Origin of the sequence: Devosia equisanguinis (genome assembly GCF_900631955.1) — a bacterium.
Taxonomy (GTDB): domain Bacteria; phylum Pseudomonadota; class Alphaproteobacteria; order Rhizobiales; family Devosiaceae; genus Devosia; species Devosia equisanguinis.
In genome coordinates, this window is the sequence record NZ_UZWD01000040.1 from 1 (window position 1) to 15,710 (window position 15,710).

General features: G+C 62.2%; 9 protein-coding genes and 1 tRNA gene. 3 read left to right on the forward strand and 7 right to left on the reverse strand.

The window, feature by feature from the left end; all coding sequences use genetic code 11:
* Positions 1 to 100: 100 nt before the first annotated feature.
* Complete coding sequence (locus tag DEVEQU_RS19950; RefSeq protein ID WP_164550458.1) at positions 101 to 910, reverse strand: tetratricopeptide repeat protein; 810 nt, start codon at positions 908 to 910, stop codon at positions 101 to 103.
* Positions 911 to 1,559: 649 nt separating this feature from the next.
* On the opposite strand from DEVEQU_RS19950, the gene DEVEQU_RS16610 reads away from it, so the two are divergent.
* Positions 1,560 to 3,404, forward strand: a complete 1,845-nt coding sequence (locus DEVEQU_RS16610; protein WP_126151728.1) for an ABC transporter ATP-binding protein — start codon at positions 1,560 to 1,562, stop codon at positions 3,402 to 3,404.
* A 41-nt stretch (positions 3,405 to 3,445) separates the two neighbouring features.
* Here DEVEQU_RS16610 and DEVEQU_RS16615 read toward each other — a convergent pair whose 3' ends face one another.
* The 6 genes from DEVEQU_RS16615 to DEVEQU_RS16640 all read right to left on the reverse strand — a co-directional run bounded on the left by DEVEQU_RS16615 (position 3,446) and on the right by DEVEQU_RS16640 (position 9,942).
* Positions 3,446 to 6,202, reverse strand: a complete 2,757-nt coding sequence (locus DEVEQU_RS16615; RefSeq protein ID WP_126151729.1) for a valine--tRNA ligase — start codon at positions 6,200 to 6,202, stop codon at positions 3,446 to 3,448.
* A gap of 116 nt (positions 6,203 to 6,318) precedes the next feature.
* Complete coding sequence (locus DEVEQU_RS16620) at positions 6,319 to 7,089, reverse strand: DUF2497 domain-containing protein (RefSeq protein ID WP_126151730.1); 771 nt, start codon at positions 7,087 to 7,089, stop codon at positions 6,319 to 6,321.
* Positions 7,090 to 7,282: 193 nt separating this feature from the next.
* Positions 7,283 to 8,650: a TolC family outer membrane protein gene (locus DEVEQU_RS16625; protein WP_164550459.1), complete on the reverse strand. Its 1,368-nt coding sequence runs from the start codon at positions 8,648 to 8,650 to the stop codon at positions 7,283 to 7,285.
* Positions 8,651 to 8,782: 132 nt separating this feature from the next.
* A complete protein-coding gene (locus DEVEQU_RS16630; RefSeq protein ID WP_126151732.1) occupies positions 8,783 to 9,436 on the reverse strand; it encodes a protein-L-isoaspartate O-methyltransferase family protein in 654 nt (217 codons plus the stop codon).
* A gap of 122 nt (positions 9,437 to 9,558) precedes the next feature.
* On the reverse strand, positions 9,559 to 9,741 hold the full coding sequence (locus tag DEVEQU_RS16635) for a hypothetical protein (RefSeq protein ID WP_126151733.1): 183 nt from the start codon (positions 9,739 to 9,741) through the stop codon (positions 9,559 to 9,561).
* 127 nt (positions 9,742 to 9,868) lie between these two features.
* Positions 9,869 to 9,942, reverse strand: a tRNA-Cys gene (locus DEVEQU_RS16640).
* Between the two features lie 217 nt (positions 9,943 to 10,159).
* Between DEVEQU_RS16640 and DEVEQU_RS16645 the strand changes: the two genes are divergently transcribed.
* Positions 10,160 to 11,071, forward strand: a complete 912-nt coding sequence (locus DEVEQU_RS16645; protein WP_126151734.1) for a bifunctional GNAT family N-acetyltransferase/nucleoside diphosphate kinase regulator — start codon at positions 10,160 to 10,162, stop codon at positions 11,069 to 11,071.
* A 165-nt stretch (positions 11,072 to 11,236) separates the two neighbouring features.
* Positions 11,237 to 15,598: a DUF4214 domain-containing protein gene (locus DEVEQU_RS16650; protein WP_126151735.1), complete on the forward strand. Its 4,362-nt coding sequence runs from the start codon at positions 11,237 to 11,239 to the stop codon at positions 15,596 to 15,598.
* The last annotated feature ends 112 nt before the right edge of the window (positions 15,599 to 15,710 follow it).

A 15,710-nucleotide genomic window follows, 5' to 3' on the forward strand; every position in this document is an offset into this window, starting at 1 on the left:
GGTCAGGCCCGAGGGTGACGGCCGGTGGGGAGGGTGACGGCTGGTGGGTGGGCGAAAGGTAGGGAACACCCCGGAGGACAGCACGCTGCGCCACCGCCCCTCAGAAATTGGCGAACTGCGGCGCGATGGATTCGGCGAGGGCCGCGGCGTTGGTGCGGTCTTCGGGAAGCGCTATGGAGCTGGCGCGGTTGAGGAGGTCATCGACCTGTGCCTGATCCACCGTGCCCTGGCAGCGAATATGGGAGAGGTTGAGCCACATCAGCCCTTCCACCGGCTGCGCCTCGATGCCCTGCACGCCATTGAACAGCATGTCGCCGAGACGGGCCTGGGCCAGGCAATGGCCCTTGCGGGCAGCCAGCGAGAACCAGCGGGCGCTCTGAATGGCGTTGACGCCAAGCCCGCCTTCTTCGGTATAGAGTAGCCCAACGCGATATTGGGCATCGGCATCGCCGAAATAGGTGGCGGCATGCAGCAGCAGCGCATGCGAGCGATCGATATCCGCGGGAATGCCAGCATCGGGCACGCCTTCGCGGTAATAGTCGCCGACCTTGACGAAAGACTGGGCGACGATATCAGCCTCGACGCCCTTGGGCGCCGCATCGGCATGCTGATTGGCGATCTGGGCGAAATAGCCGAAGGCGCGCGCCGGGTCCTTGTCCACGCCTTCGCCGTTTTCATACATGGTGCCAAGCTGCCAGAGAGCGAGCGGCTGCCCGGCCTCGGCGGCGTTTTCGAGCGCCGAAATATAAGCATCGCCCGACACACCGCCGCCAGCGCCGTCCAGCATATTTGCCAGATCGAGCGCGGCATCGGCTGCCGTCTGGGCCTGGGCGGGGATCACCGCTGCCAAAAAGGCAAGGGCGAAGCCAGCCGCAGCGGAAGCCAGGGAGTGTTCCCGTATGGTCCGCATGATTCTCCTTTTGCCCGCCGGAAGCTGGGCAGATGACAGATCGGCAGCTGGGCCTTCCAGAACTGCCGTGGGCAGGCCTGTGGCCATGCCCGGAATTTCTCGTATCAAGCTTGCACCGCAAAACCGCGCGGAAAAAGCAAAGTATGAATTTTGGGTAAACCGGCATTGTGACAGCATTTCAGCCATGCCCATCACAAGCGCGCGCTTTGCGAATGCCGCCCATCGGGCCGGGGTCCGCTCTGCAGTCAAAAACGCAAGGTCACGCACATGCTCACCATAATCCGGCGGAGTCCCGCCCATTCCGTGGCAAAGGGAGCAGAGCACGACAGACCAAGGGCCCGAACATGGCACCCCATCATCGTCGCCAGCACCCGCCCCCGAATGCCTTGGCGTCTCGTTTAAGATGAGATTGTGGCGACAAACATCGCCAATTCCTTGCCGTCTCGCCGCTGAAACCGGATTCACCATCCATGTTGCCGAATCGTCACAGCCACACCGGTTTCCCCGTCCAATCACGGATCCGCGATTGCCCACACTCTCCTCGCTGGCGATAGTTGCGGCGTTATCGCGATGCGCGACCGGGAGACCGAAATGAAAAAGATCATGTCCAGCACGACCCTTTCCCATTTCCAATCGGACATGATCTCTCATGCATCGGACTTGTTCCCGGGGAGCGCGGCCAGCCAACCGACGCCGTAACCCGCTTTTCCTCCGCTTTTTCGGATCGACCGAAGCGCCGCAGCACGCTGCGCGCAAACCCACACGCTTTGCCCGCTTCCTGGGCTATTATCGGCCGCACATAAAACTGCTGGCAGCAGTGCTTTCGGCTGCCGTGCTGGTGGCTGGCACGGCCATCACCCTGCCCTTGCTGGCCAATTCCATCGTCTCGCAGCTACAGCATCTGCAGGACGCGCCTGACGCCACCTGGCAGCTGCTGGCCATAGGCGCGTCTATGGTCGCTGTGTTCATCGTGCAGGCGGTTGCGACCTATTTCGTCGATTATCGCGGCCATGCCATGGGCGCCAAGATCGAGGCACAGGTGCGACGCGACCTGTTCGAGCACTGCCAAAAACTCTCATTCACCTTCTATGACAGGCAGCGCACCGGCCAGCTGATGAGCCGCATCAGCAATGACTCGTTGTGGCTGGGCGAGCTGTTCCACCACGGACCCGAAGACCTCACCATCGCGGTGCTGAAGTTTATCGGTGCCCTGACCATCATCGCGCTTATCGATCCAATCGTCGCGCTGGCGATCCTGGCTCTCCTGCCTTTAGCAATCGCTTATGCGCTGCATTTCAACAATCGCATGAGGCTGGCGATGACCCGCAGCAAGGAGCGCATTGCCGGGGTGAACGAGCAGGTTGAGGATGCGCTGGGCGGCATTCGCGTGGTGCAATCCTTCGGCACCGAGGCGGCGGAACTGGGTCGGTTCGACGTAGAAAACCAGCGCTTCGTGCGGAGTCGCGAGGACGGCTATCGCAGTGAGGCCCTGCTCTGGAGCGGCATGGACGGCTTTGGGCAGCTGGTCACCATCGTGGTGATTGTGCTCGGGGCGCACCGCATCCTGACCGCCAACCTGTCGGCCGGCGATCTGCTGACGCTGCTGCTGTGCATCGGAGTGTTTCTCGATCCCATCAAGCGGCTCGATAACTTCATCCGCCTCTGGCAGGAGGGTTTTACCGGCTTCACGAGGGCCATGGAGTTGCTCGAGATCGAGCCCGATATTGTCGATCGGCCCGGCGCGATTACCCTGGAGCCGGTACGCGGGGCCATCAGTTTCAAGGATGTGCGCTTTGGCTATGAGGGCGCGGCGCGGCCGGTGTTCGACCGGCTGACCTTCGACATCATGCCAGGGCAATTCGTGGCGCTGGTGGGCCCTTCGGGCGTGGGCAAGACCACGCTCTGCAGCCTCATCCCGCGCTTCTATGACGTGCAGGGCGGCAGCATCAGCGTAGAGGGGGTGGATGTGCGGGGTTTAAGCCTGGCCAGCCTGCGGCGGCAGGTCGGGCTGGTACAGCAGGACGTCTATCTCTTTGCCGGCTCGGTGGCCGACAACCTGCGCTATGGCCGTCCGGACGCCACCGAAGACGAGATCGTGGCCGCCGCCCGCGCCGCCAATGCGCATGATTTCATCATGGGCCTACCGGACGGCTATGGCACTGATATCGGCCAGCGCGGAGTGAAGCTGTCGGGCGGGCAGAAGCAAAGGCTGACCATCGCCCGCGCCTTCCTCAAAAACCCGCCCATTCTGATCTTCGATGAAGCCACCAGCGCGCTCGACAATGAAAGCGAGCGAGCGGTGCAGGCGGCGCTGCTTGAGCTGGCCAAGGGGCGCACCATGCTGGTGATCGCCCACCGGCTCTCCACCATAAGGCATGCCGACCGCATCCTTGTGCTGACGGAGGAGGGAATCGTCGAGGACGGCACCCATGAGGCGCTGATGGCGGCGGGCGGGGTTTATGCCGGGCTGCATGCGATTGGAGGGCGGATTTAGGACTTACAAAAAAGGCCCGGCATTGCTGCCGGGCCGTTTGATCAGCTCAAGCGCTGGAGTGCTTCGCGGATTTTGCTGCGGCGCTCGAGGGCGGCGTCGCGGCGGGCCTTTTGCTCTTCGATCACCTCTTCGGGCGCCTTGGCGACGAATTGCTCATTGCCGAGTTTCTTGTCGATCTGGGCGATTTCGCCGTCGAGTTTTCCGACTTCCTTTTCGAGGCGGGCCTTTTCGACGGCGATGTCGATAACGCCGGCCAGCGGCAGCGCATAGGTGGCTTCGCCCACCACGAACTGGGCGGACTCGCCGGGCACGTCATTGCTGGGCGTGATCTCTTCGAGGCGCGCCAGACGAGAAATCAGCGAGGTGCCGGCAACGAGGCGACGCAGGGTCTCCTCCCCTGCCCCTGTGACCACCAGCTGCAGCTTGGCGCTAGCCGGAACGTTCATCTCGGCGCGCACCGAGCGGACATTGGAAATGACATCGATCAGCCAGGCCAGTTCCGCATCCGCGGCCGCATCTTCGAGGCCGGAGAGATCGGGCCATTCGGTGAGCACGAGCAGGTTCTCGCGCCTGGGGCCGAATTCCCCGGTCTTTTCCCAGAGCTCTTCGGTGACGAAGGGCATCATCGGGTGCAGCATGACCAGGATCTGGTCGAGCGCCCAGGCGGCTGTGGCGCGGGTCTCGGCCTTGGCGGCCTCGTCCTCGCCCATGAAGACGGGCTTGGCGAACTCCACATACCAGTCGCAGAACGTGCCCCAGACGAAATCATAGGCGCTATTGGCGGCTTCGTTGAACTTGTAGTCCTCGATGCCGGCGCGCACGGCGGCCAGGCCACGGGCGGTGGCGCCGACAATCCAGCGATTGAGCGGCAGCGTGTTGGCCTTGGGATCATAACCCTCGACGCGGCGGCACTCGTTCATCTCGAGGAAGCGTGCGGCGTTCCAGATCTTGGTGACGAAGTTGCGATAGCCCTCGACGCGCGAAATGGCGAGCTTGAGGTCACGCCCCTGCGCGGCCATGGCGGCAAGCGTGAAGCGGGTGGCATCGGCGCCATATTCGTCGATGAGTTTGAGGGGATCGATGACGTTCCCCTTGGTCTTGCTCATCTTCTGGCCCTTCTCGTCGCGGACCAGAGCATGCATGTAGACGGTGTGGAACGGTTCCTCGTCGAGGAATTCGAGGCCCATCATCATCATGCGGGCGACCCAGAAGAAGATGATGTCGAAACCGGTGACCAACACGCTGGTCGGGTAATAGCGCTTGAGCTCGGCCGTCTCGTCCGGCCAGCCCAGGGTCGAGAACGGCCAGAGGGCGGAGGAGAACCAGGTGTCGAGCACGTCGGGATCGCGGGTGAGCTCCACCGGCTTGCCATAGTGCTTTTCGGCTGCGGCCAGAGCCTCGGCCTCGTCGGAGGCGACAAAGGCTTCGCCATCGGGACCATACCAGGCCGGAATCTGGTGGCCCCACCAGAGCTGGCGCGAAATGCACCAGGGCTTGATGTTTTCGAGCCAGGCGAAATAGGTGTTTTCGTATTGTTGCGGCACGAACTTGGTGCGGCCTTCGCGCACCGAAGCCAGCGCCGGCTGGGCCAGCACATCGGCCTTGACCCACCACTGGTCGGTCAGGAAGGGCTCGATGACGACGAGTTTGCTCTTCTCGTCATGCGGCACCATGATCTTCTTGTCTTCGATGTGATCGAGGCCGCGCGTCGGGTTTTCTTCGGCCAGCGCGCTGAGATCGGCAACGATAGCCTTGCGGGCGTCGAACCGGTCCATGCCGCGATATTTTGCGGGCACGAAATCGGCATCGATGATGGCGCCGCGGGTGGTGAAGACATTGATCGGCTCGACGCCGGCGCGGACGCCGACTTCAAAGTCGTTGAAATCATGCGCCGGGGTAATCTTCACCGCGCCGGTGCCCAGGGTCGGGTCGGCATACTCATCGGCAACAACGGGAATACGGCGACCAACCAGCGGCAGCTCGATGAACTTGCCGACAAGACCGGCATAGCGCTCGTCTTCCGGATGCACGGCGACGGCGACGTCGCCCAGCATGGTTTCCGGGCGGGTGGTAGCGACGATGATGTAGTCGCGCGTCTCGGTGCCGGTGACGTTGCCCTCTTCGTCCTTGACGGGGAACTCGTAGGTCACGCCATCGGCCAGCGGATAGCGCAGGTGCCACATATGGCCCTTGACCTCGATGTTCTCCACTTCGAGGTCGGAGATGGCGGTTTCGAGGCCCGGATGCCAGTTCACCAGGCGCTTGGCGCGATAGATCAGACCGCGCTTGTGCAGCTCGACGAACACCTTGATGACGGCACGGACCATCTGGTCGTCCGGCTCGCCTGCTGCGCCCATGGTGAAACGTTCACGCGAAAAATCGGCAGAAGCGCCCAAGCGCTTCAATTGATTCATGATCGTGCCGCCGCTCTCGCCCTTCCACTCCCAGACGCGTTCGACGAATTTCTGGCGGCCCATTTCACGACGGCCCGGCTGCTGGCGCTCCATCAGCTGACGCTCGACAATCATCTGGGTGGCGATGCCGGCATGGTCCATGCCGGGCTGCCAGAGCACGTCCTTCTTCAGCATGCGGTTGAAGCGGACGAGAATGTCCTGAACGGTGTTGTTGAGCGCGTGGCCGATATGCAGCGACCCGGTCACATTGGGCGGCGGAATGACGATGGTGAAGGGCTCCGCGCCGGGCTTGGCCCCTGCCCCGGCCTTGAAGGCGTCGGCAGCGATCCAGGCGTCGAAAATGCGCTTTTCGACGGCGGCGGGTTCATAGGTCTTTTCAAGCATCACGTCACTCGCAACAGCAGCGACCCGCCCGGAGAGACCGTGGCGGGTCGAAAAAAGGTTGGCAGACTTCAAGCAAATGCGGTGGACGGGGTCAACAGCGACGCAACCCCGAAACCTTACTCACCGCGGGAAATGCGGGAGATTTCCTTTTCCACCATGCGCTCGACCACGGATGGCAGGTTCTCGTCCAGCCATTCCTTGAGCATGGGGCGCAGCATTTCGCGCATCATGGCCTCGATGGTGAGGCCGGGATTGCCAATGCCCAGCGCATTGAGCTTGCCAATCGAACTGCGCACCGCCGCCTTGGTGGCCGGCTCCAGCAGTTCATTGGCCATGTCGCTGGTCAATGTCGGATCGGGCAAGGGCGCCACTTCGGCAAGACTGGCCTTGGGCTGCGCCGCAGCCATCGGGGCCGGCTCGGGCTCTGGCATGGGCGGCGGCGCGAAGGCAACGACCGGCTCGGGTTCGGGCGAAAACTCCGGCTCCGGGTCGAAATTCATCGCTGGCGGATCGAATGAAGGCAGCTCTTCCGCGGGCTCGAAGGTGATATCCTCTGCTTCGACCAGAGCGGCGCTCGGCTCCTCGGCCACGTCTCCTTCCGTGTCGGCAAGCAGGGAGTCGAAACTGAAGCCACCAACCTCGTCGTCCTCGTCCTCGACGATCTGGGCAGGCGACAAAGCCAGCGGCTCGATATCGTCGAGCATATCTGAGAGGTCGCGATCGGCATTGTCGCTGACGAGACGGGCGGGCGCGGCTTCCATCGGCGGGGCGGCATGCAGGGCCGCAGGGCGGCGAGGCACAGCGGCCGCATCGTCGTCCGCGATGATCTGCCGAATGGAGGACAGAATCTCGTCCATGGACGGTTCTTTGGGTGCCGGCTTGTTCATCAGTGCCTCTTACTCATGACCCGATAGTAGCGACAACCCCGCAACTGGCTTCGCCCTGATTCGTAAATAACACCTTACCTTCTGGGTCGCCGCTGTGGAATCGCCACATCAGGGCAAGTCGGACTTCTCCCACAAAAACTTGTGGCCAGGACGAGCCTGGCCACAAGGGATACGCGAAATAGGTTAGAAAGCGTCAGTCTTGGACGGTGCGCAGCTCCTGCCACACGTCCTGAACAGTCTGCGTATAGGGAACGGCCGTCTTGATGGTGACCGGCAGACCGAGATCGGCAGCGGTCAGGCGCCCCATGGCGGCGAGCAGCGAGAAGGTGGCCACCACCTTATTGTTGGCAGCGTTGATCACTGCCTCGCGGGCGCTGGTCAGCTCGGCCTGGGCATTGAGCACGTCGAGCGTGGTGCGGGTGCCCAGATCGCGTTCCTGGATCACGCCATCGAGCACCGTGGTGCTGGCGGTAACGGCGGCCTGCGCCGCCTGGCTCTGCGCATCGGCGCTCTGGATGCCGGCCCAGGCGGAGATAACCGCCTCGCGGATCTGGTCATAGGCCGACATGGCGTCGACTTCAGACTTGATCTGGTTGAGATTGGCCTTGCGCACGCTGGAGCCGATGGCGCCGCCAGCATAGATCGGTACGGTGATCTGGAAGCCAACCGAGGCGCTGATGCCGTCAGCCTGGGGATTGCCGGATGGACCGGTCCAGCGCGTGCCGACCTGCCCAGTGACCGAGGCCGTGGGACCGAAGGCCGCCTGGGCTGCATCGGTGCTGGCCTGGGCGGCCCGAATAGCGGCCTTGGCCATGAGGATGGCCGGATGCCCGACCTCGGCCTCTGCAATTGCGGTGTCGAGGGAAGCCGGGATCAGCTTGCCGAAATTATGCGCCGTGCCCAGGCCCTGCGGCCGGGCGCCAACATAGCGCTGGAAGGTTGCCTGGCTGACTTCGAGGTTGCTGGTGGCGGCACGCAATGCCGCCTGGCCCTGGGCCAGACGCGCCTCGGCCTGAGCCACGTCGATACGCGTACCCTCGCCGACATCGAGACGGTCGCGCGCCGACTGCAGCTGCGCCTGGAAGAACTGGATATTTTCCTCGCGCAGCGCCACCAATTGCCGGCCGCTCAGCACCGCCATATAGGCCTGAATGACATTGAGCAGCACGTTCTGCTCGGCATTGCGGATCTGGTATTCGGCAGCTTCCGCGCCGGCACGAGCCGCTTCGATCTGCGCCTCGGTCTGGAAATTATCGAAAATGGTTTGGTTGTAGCTGATCCCGGCGGTCAGCGTGCTGCCGCGCGACCAGTTGCCGCCATTGAGCGAATAGTTCTGGTTGCCGCCGATGGAAGCGCCGATGGTCGGCAGCTTGCGCGACTGGGCCTGCACGATATTTTCAGCCGAGGCCTTGGCGTTGAGCAGAGCCGCCTGCAGGTCCGGCGCATGCTGGTAGGCCGCCGTCAGCGCATCGGAAATGGACTGGGCCGAAGCGGCACCCGCACCACCCCAGGACAGCGCGATGGCGAGCACGCTCGCCCCAAATACGCTCTGAAACTTCATCAACGGCCTCCAGACCCCAAGACACATACCGCCCGGCACATGGGGTTTACAACGGACCCAGGCAATCCCTGACAATCATTAACCTGTTCTTCATCTTTCACCGTGTCGCCACGGCAACAGACCAAGAGAATCTCAAAAAACGAAGCGCTCGCCCGCCGCAGCGGGGCGCAGATCATGCAGACTAGCATTGAATTCTGTACGAGCCGTGACTCCGTCGACGCCGTTCAGATAAACGGTTGCTACGCCAACGCCGCCCTGTCGGATCAGTGCGACCAGCCTCCCTCCGGGTCGCAGCCGCGCTATGAGATCGGCGGGCGCATCGGGCAAAGCCCCTTCGACGATGATGACATCGAACATTTCGGCATTGAGGCTGTGTTCGTCGCCAAACACCACCCGCGCCGTATCAAGACCCAGGGCTGCCAGACGCGCATTGGCCTCGTCCACCAGCGCTGCATCGGCCTCCAGCCCCAGCACATGCGCCGAAAGACAGGCCAGCACTGCGGTCGAATAGCCGCTGCCGGCGCCCAGATCGAGCACCTCGTCCTGCTCACCGATGTCAGCCAGTTCCACCAGGCGTGCAAAGACAGCCGGTGCGGCCAGGAAACGTCCCGACCCTTCCCGCATCAGATGCGGTTCATCGATATAGGCGATGGCTTTGCGCGGTTCGGGCACGAACATCTCACGCGGCAGGCGACCCATCGCCGAAAGCAGGCGGCGATCATAGACGCCGCTGGTGCTCAACTGGCTGTCCACCATGGCGCGCCGGGCGCGGGCATAATCCACCATTTGCGATCTGGTCCATTCACAGCCAAGGGCATATGCTGGACGTGAATATCCATCACGCTTGTCCGACACAAGCCCGTGACCGCCTCACCGGGCCATAAAAATGCCGCGCTGGGGAAAACCTGCTACGGGCCAACCGATTTTTTTGGCTTGTCGGCCGGCGCGTGGTTGTCGACGGGCTGGTCCTGGGTCTTTCCATCCGGCCGGTGGCCAAGATCGTCGATATTGTCGTCCTTTTGCTCACCTTCCCCGGTTTCCAGCGGCGCCGGAGTGCTGTCATTGACGCTGTCTTTGGTGGGTCTGGCCATGGGCAAAGTCTCCCTGTTTACCCCTAGCCAACCCGCGAACCCGCCGGTTGTTCCAACCAGCCGCGCCAAATGGACGCGGGCCATGGCGCCGCCGGAACGATACGATCAACGATATGGGAAAACTGAATGGAGGCCGCGTCCGGAATCGAACCGGAATACACGGATTTGCAATCCGCTGCGTAACCACTCCGCCACGCGGCCTCACGAGGGCGGTTTCTAGGGGGCAGGCGCGAAAGATGCAAGAGGATTGGAGAGGTGGGAGACATTTCTTCCCATATGTCCCCTGCCCGCATCCCTTCCCTGGCCTTATCCGGCGACTTCTTGCTATGGAGAGGTTTGGCGCGTCGCGCGCCGAGCCGAAAGAACCAGCATGGCAATGCCGTGACAGGCTTTCATTTGAGCGACCAAGGTGGCGAAGATGAGCAAGCCTTTTGTTTCGTTGCGTCCGGAAATCACCCGCACGCATGCCCTGATCCTGATGGACTGGCTGGAGGATGAGCGGGTCACCCGCTATCTCAGCGATTCACGCAGCGTCTCGCGCTTCATCGCCGAGGCCATAGACCGGACCCAATTGCCGATCCTGACGCATCTGTTCAACCAGGGCGGCCGCTTCTTCATGACCTATGACCGAAACGATCGTCCGGTGGGCTTCGTGCGCCTGGTCAAGACCGGTGGGGATTGCGAGATCGTGCTGGTTATCGGCGACCACGACAATTGGGGCCGCAGCCTGGGCGCCAGCAGCATTCGCGAGGGGCTGAAGCTGGCCTTTCTCGACATGCGCGCGCGCACCGTCATCGCCAGGATCCACCCCGACAATATCGGTTCGCTCAAGGCGTTCGAGCGGTGCGGCTTTGCGCTCCACCACGAGACGCCGACGCTGCAATCCCTGTCGTTGACGGCCGGCCGCTACCGGCAGCTGCTGCGCAGCGGCGCGCTTGCCGATACAGGCGACATCTTTATAACCGAAATGGACAAAGAGCGGCTCGAAGACCTAATTGCCTGCGAACAAGGTGCGGTGATTGCCGACCTCGAGCATGAAATCGAACGCGCGATTGTCGTCGAGCCTAAAGAAGTCGCGCCAGACGTGGTGACGATGAATTCCAGGGTGTTGCTGCACCTCGACGACGAAGCTCTGGAAGTGGCGCTGGTCTATCCGCACGAGGCCGACGACCGCGCTGGCAAGCTGTCCGTCCTCTCCGAAATCGGCGCCGCCCTGCTCGGTTACCAGGAAGGCGACGCCATTGACTGGACGGTGTCGGAGCGCACACGACGCATCCGCATCGACCGGGTGATCTACCAACCGGAATCGGCAGGCGACTTTCACCTGTAGCGGAGAAAATCGGGGTAGAGGGGCCTGAGGGCAGTGCCGAAACTCGCCCTCGAGACCTTGGCCGTTAACGAAACTCAATGGTTAGCGAAATGTTACCAGGCCGCCCCACTGACTTCTGATTCGGGCAATGATAATCCGTAATTACTCGTAGGGAGAATTACGGACATGTCGGCCAGCCTTGAAGGTATTCAGGTCAAGATTTCGCTTGAACTGCAAGGGTGGTTTGAAACCACCGTGCCGATCACGGTCAATTCGGTGACGGTGGGATCTGGAATCGAGCTGAACCAGTATTTCTCCTCCCGCATCCTCTCGGATACCGATGGCAACGGCACCATCGAGCCGGTGCAGGGCCCCAACGGCCTGCTCGACGGCTGGTTGAAGGTCGACATTTCCGGCAATCAGGTCTTTGCCCAGTTCAGCGGCCAGGCGCAGCCGACGGGCATCAAGATCAAGATCGAGAACCTGGCGCCCACGGGAGCCGCCCCTGGCACGGTCGAAATGGCGGGGCAGATGAACGGCGTGAATACCGTTTATGCGCCGACCTACACCGCCTCGACCAAGGTGTTGGAGTTGAACTGGTTCCTGCTCGGCTTCCAGCCCGGCACGGTGATCAACCAGACGGTGTTCTATGACAACATGCTGGACGACGCCCCGGTGGCCGTCGACGACAGCTTCGCCATCAATGTGGGCCAGACCCTGTCAGGGGCAAACATTCTGGCCAATGACACCGACCTCGATAATCTCGGCAATTTCGGGATTGTCGACATTTCGACAGTGACCAAGATCAATGGTGTGAACCTCAATCCCAATCAGTGGATCGACTTGCAGGGGGGCGGCCAGATCAAGGTCAGCAGCAGCGGCCAGCTGCAGTTCCGCGAAGACGGCGACTTTACCGACCTTGCCCGCGGCGTCACCCGCACCACATCGTTTCAGTACACCATTGCCGATTCAACTGGCCTGACCGATGTCGGCACGGCGTCCATCGCGGTGACGGGCGTCAACTCCGCCCCCACCATCAACCTGCCGTCTGCACCATCCATCCTGGAAAATTCCTCGGTGGCGCTCAGCGGCATTTCGATAGCGGACGTGGATGGAGACGCACAAACCGTTACCCTCAACGTCAACCACGGGGCCCTCGCTCTTTCAACAACGGCAGGGTTGAGTTTTTCTGACCCGAACGGTTTCGACGGTACGCTGAGCTTTTCCGGCTCCCTGGCAAACATCAATGCAGCCCTGGCATCGTTGAGCTTCGCCCCCACCGCAAACTATACTGGCCCGGTGACGCTGTCGGTGTCTACTGGTGACGGAAGCGCAACAAAAACCGCGCAATTGTCGTTGTCAGTTGCTGACGTAAAGCCGGTTCTGCCGTCCATACAGGCCAGCATTAATGAAAACGCCACGGCTGGCACGCCAGTGGTTACGCTCGTGGCCTTCGGCGACAATAATGGCCTGACATATTCCATCATCTCCGGCAACGAGAGCGGCGCGTTCGCGATCAACGCGGCGACCGGAGCGATCACGGTGGCGGACAGCAGCAAGCTCGATTTCGAGCACAATGCCGCCTTCAGCCTCCTCGTCGGCGTTGACGACGAAGATGGCGACACCATAGTCGATGCGACGGGCACCGTGACGATTACGCTCAATGACGTAAACGAGAAGCCGACCAACCTTGCACTGAGCGCCCTGTCCACAAACCAGAGTAGCTCCGGCGCGAATGCGACGGTCGCCACGCTCTTGACGACGGATCCCGACAGCGGTGACACCTTCACCTATGAATTGGTTGCGGGCGCCGGCGATGGGCAAAATGGCCGTTTCACCATTGTCGGCAACGAATTGCGCGCCGTCTCGGCGCTTGAGGCAGGCACCTATAATGTGCGGCTGAAAACAATCGATGCCGACGGTCTGTTCCTGGAAAAGGCCTTTACGGTTACCGTGGGCGATGACGTGAAACCCGTCATTACGTCGATTTCCGCTCCAGATGCGCCGCTCGGTATCGGCAGCACTCTGCTCGTCACCATAAATGCAGGTGAAGCTGGATTGTCGCTGCAGGCCGGCTCGGTCAATGGACAGGCCCTCACCAGCTTTACGGACCTTGGCGGCGGCATCTACACCGCTATTTACACCGTGGCGGAGGGCCACCCGTCCATCGCGGCCAACCAGGACATTCCGGTCTCGATCCAGCTCCGCGACGCGGCAGGAAACGTATCGGACGCCTATACGACCGCTCTTGCCAATACCGATGACCTTATCGACAGCGTCCGCCCGACGGGATCGGCACCGACCCTGGCCGCCGCATCCGACACTGGCCTCTCCAGTGCCGATGGGATCACCGCCAGCACAGCGCTGACATTTACCGGCACCGGTGAAGACGGCGCGACGGTCAAGCTGTTCGACGCCAACCATCTTGCCCTGGGAACGGGCACCGTAGTCGGTGGTTCTTGGTCAATCACGACAGTGACCATGGCCGAAGGTAACCATACCGTTCATGCCGAGTATTTCGACGCCGTGGACAACAGCTTCGTCAGCCAGACGAGCACCGTCACAATCGACACGACACCGCCGACGGCGGTTGCCGACACGGCAAGCCTGGACTTGCGCAACGGCGTAGCAGTCCTGCTCAATGTGCTCAGCAATGACACGGGGGCGATTGCCGTCCAGGCCGTGGGTGGCCATGCGGTGGCTGTAGGCAATGCCGTCGCCGGCAGCAATGGCGGCAGCTTCGTGCTGCAGGCAGACGGCACGCTGAGTTTTGATCCGCAGACCGCTTTCGTCGGCCTGGCATCCGGCGACACGGCACTAACGTCGGTTGACTTCACCATCACTGACAGCGCCGGAAATACATCGACATCGTCGGCCAGTGTCACAGTCACCGGCCGCAATGACGCTCCAACGCTCACGGTCAATGCAGGCGCGTCGGTAACCGCTGGCGCGACGCTCACGATCACTGCAGCGATGCTCACTGCCGCCGATGCCGACGATCTGCCCTCTGGGCTGACCTATACGATCGGCAGCCTTCCGACCGGCGGCCAGCTTCGGCTGGGCAACACGGTGCTGCAGGCAAACGACACCTTCACCCAGGACGACGTGAACCAGGGGCGGCTGACCTATATGGCCGGCAGCAGCGCTGGGCAGCAGCAATTTGCATTCTCGCTTGCCGATGGCGGCGAAGACAATTCGCTCGCGATCCACGGTCAGACCTTTGCGATGACGGTTACAGCAGCGCCGGTCACCCCGACGCAGCCGACACAGACTACCGAAACGGAGACAATCGGGGGCGTCACGGTCACGACATCGACCACGACGCAGCCGGACGGGTCCAAAACCCATGTGGTGACGATCCCCGTCATTTCCGGGAGCACGACGACGCCTGTCAAGATTCCGCTGGTGACTGGCAGCAATGGCGGCACGGTGCTGTCTGTCGACGTTCCCCCCGGTGTCGGGCTGACTGTATCGGGGACGGTTACGCCAACCACCAGCACCAGCTCGACAACGCAATTCACCGCGCAGCTGGGATCACAAGGCGGCACCTCAGTCGATCCGACACTTTTGGCTGGTGGCCAGCAATACCTCTCCAACCTGCCCACCGGCACCCCCGTGATCGTCCAGACAATCGTGCCGACTGTCGCACCGGGGGTGGATGCCCTGTCGAGCCCGATCATCATCTCCGGCGCTGTGGGCAACGGCTCGACACAGACGATGCTGATTGTCGACACGAAGGGACTGCCTCCCGGCGCGGTGCTGCAGTTCGACAATGTCTCGTTCGCCGTGGTGGTCGGCAATGCCACGATCACCGGTGGTGCGGGCTCGCAGACGGTCTTCGCCGATGGCGGCAGCCAATATATCGTGCTCGGTGCAGACGACGACGAACTGCATGGCGGTGCCGGCGACGACACCATCGGCTCGGTCGGCGGCAATGATCGCCTGTTCGGTGACGATGGCAATGACACGCTGTTTGGTGGCCCGGGTGATGATTTCCTATCGGGTGGCGCCGGTTACGACAAGGCTCTCTACGAGGGCACGTTCGAGACGGTGCAAATCCACCGCAACAGCCTCGGCCAGCTGGTTGTCTCGGGCCCCGAAGGTACCGACACGCTCGACAGTATCGAGCATATCGTGTTCCAGAACGGCACTGTCTCATACACCACGATCGACCTGTCGGGGGACCAGGGGACGCTCTACAAGCTCTACCAAACCATATTCGGTCGTCCTGCGGATCAGGGCGGGCTCGACTATTGGGTCAGCAAGCTCGCAGGCAATACCAGCCTTGTCGACATCACCCGCTCCTTCCTCGCGTCGGACGAGTTCGGTCGGTTGCCGGGCCCCGATGGCGGAACCAACGAGCAGTTCCTGGTGGCGCTCTACGAACAGGCCTTCCACCGCGCACCGGATACCGATGGCATGAACTACTGGCTGGCCGAACTGGGCCGCGGCGTGCATCGCGAGGATATCGTATTGTCCTTTGCGGCAAGCGACGAGACCAGTGCATTGATCGGGGACACACCAGAGCAGCCCCTCTGGTACCTCTAGTCTTTTCAAGCAAAAGGGAGAGCGGCCACGGCCGCTCTCTCTGCATGGCTGACGCCGACACGGCCGCGTTCACAATCGTCAACTCGCCGCAAAAACCTGCAGCCATGTCCAG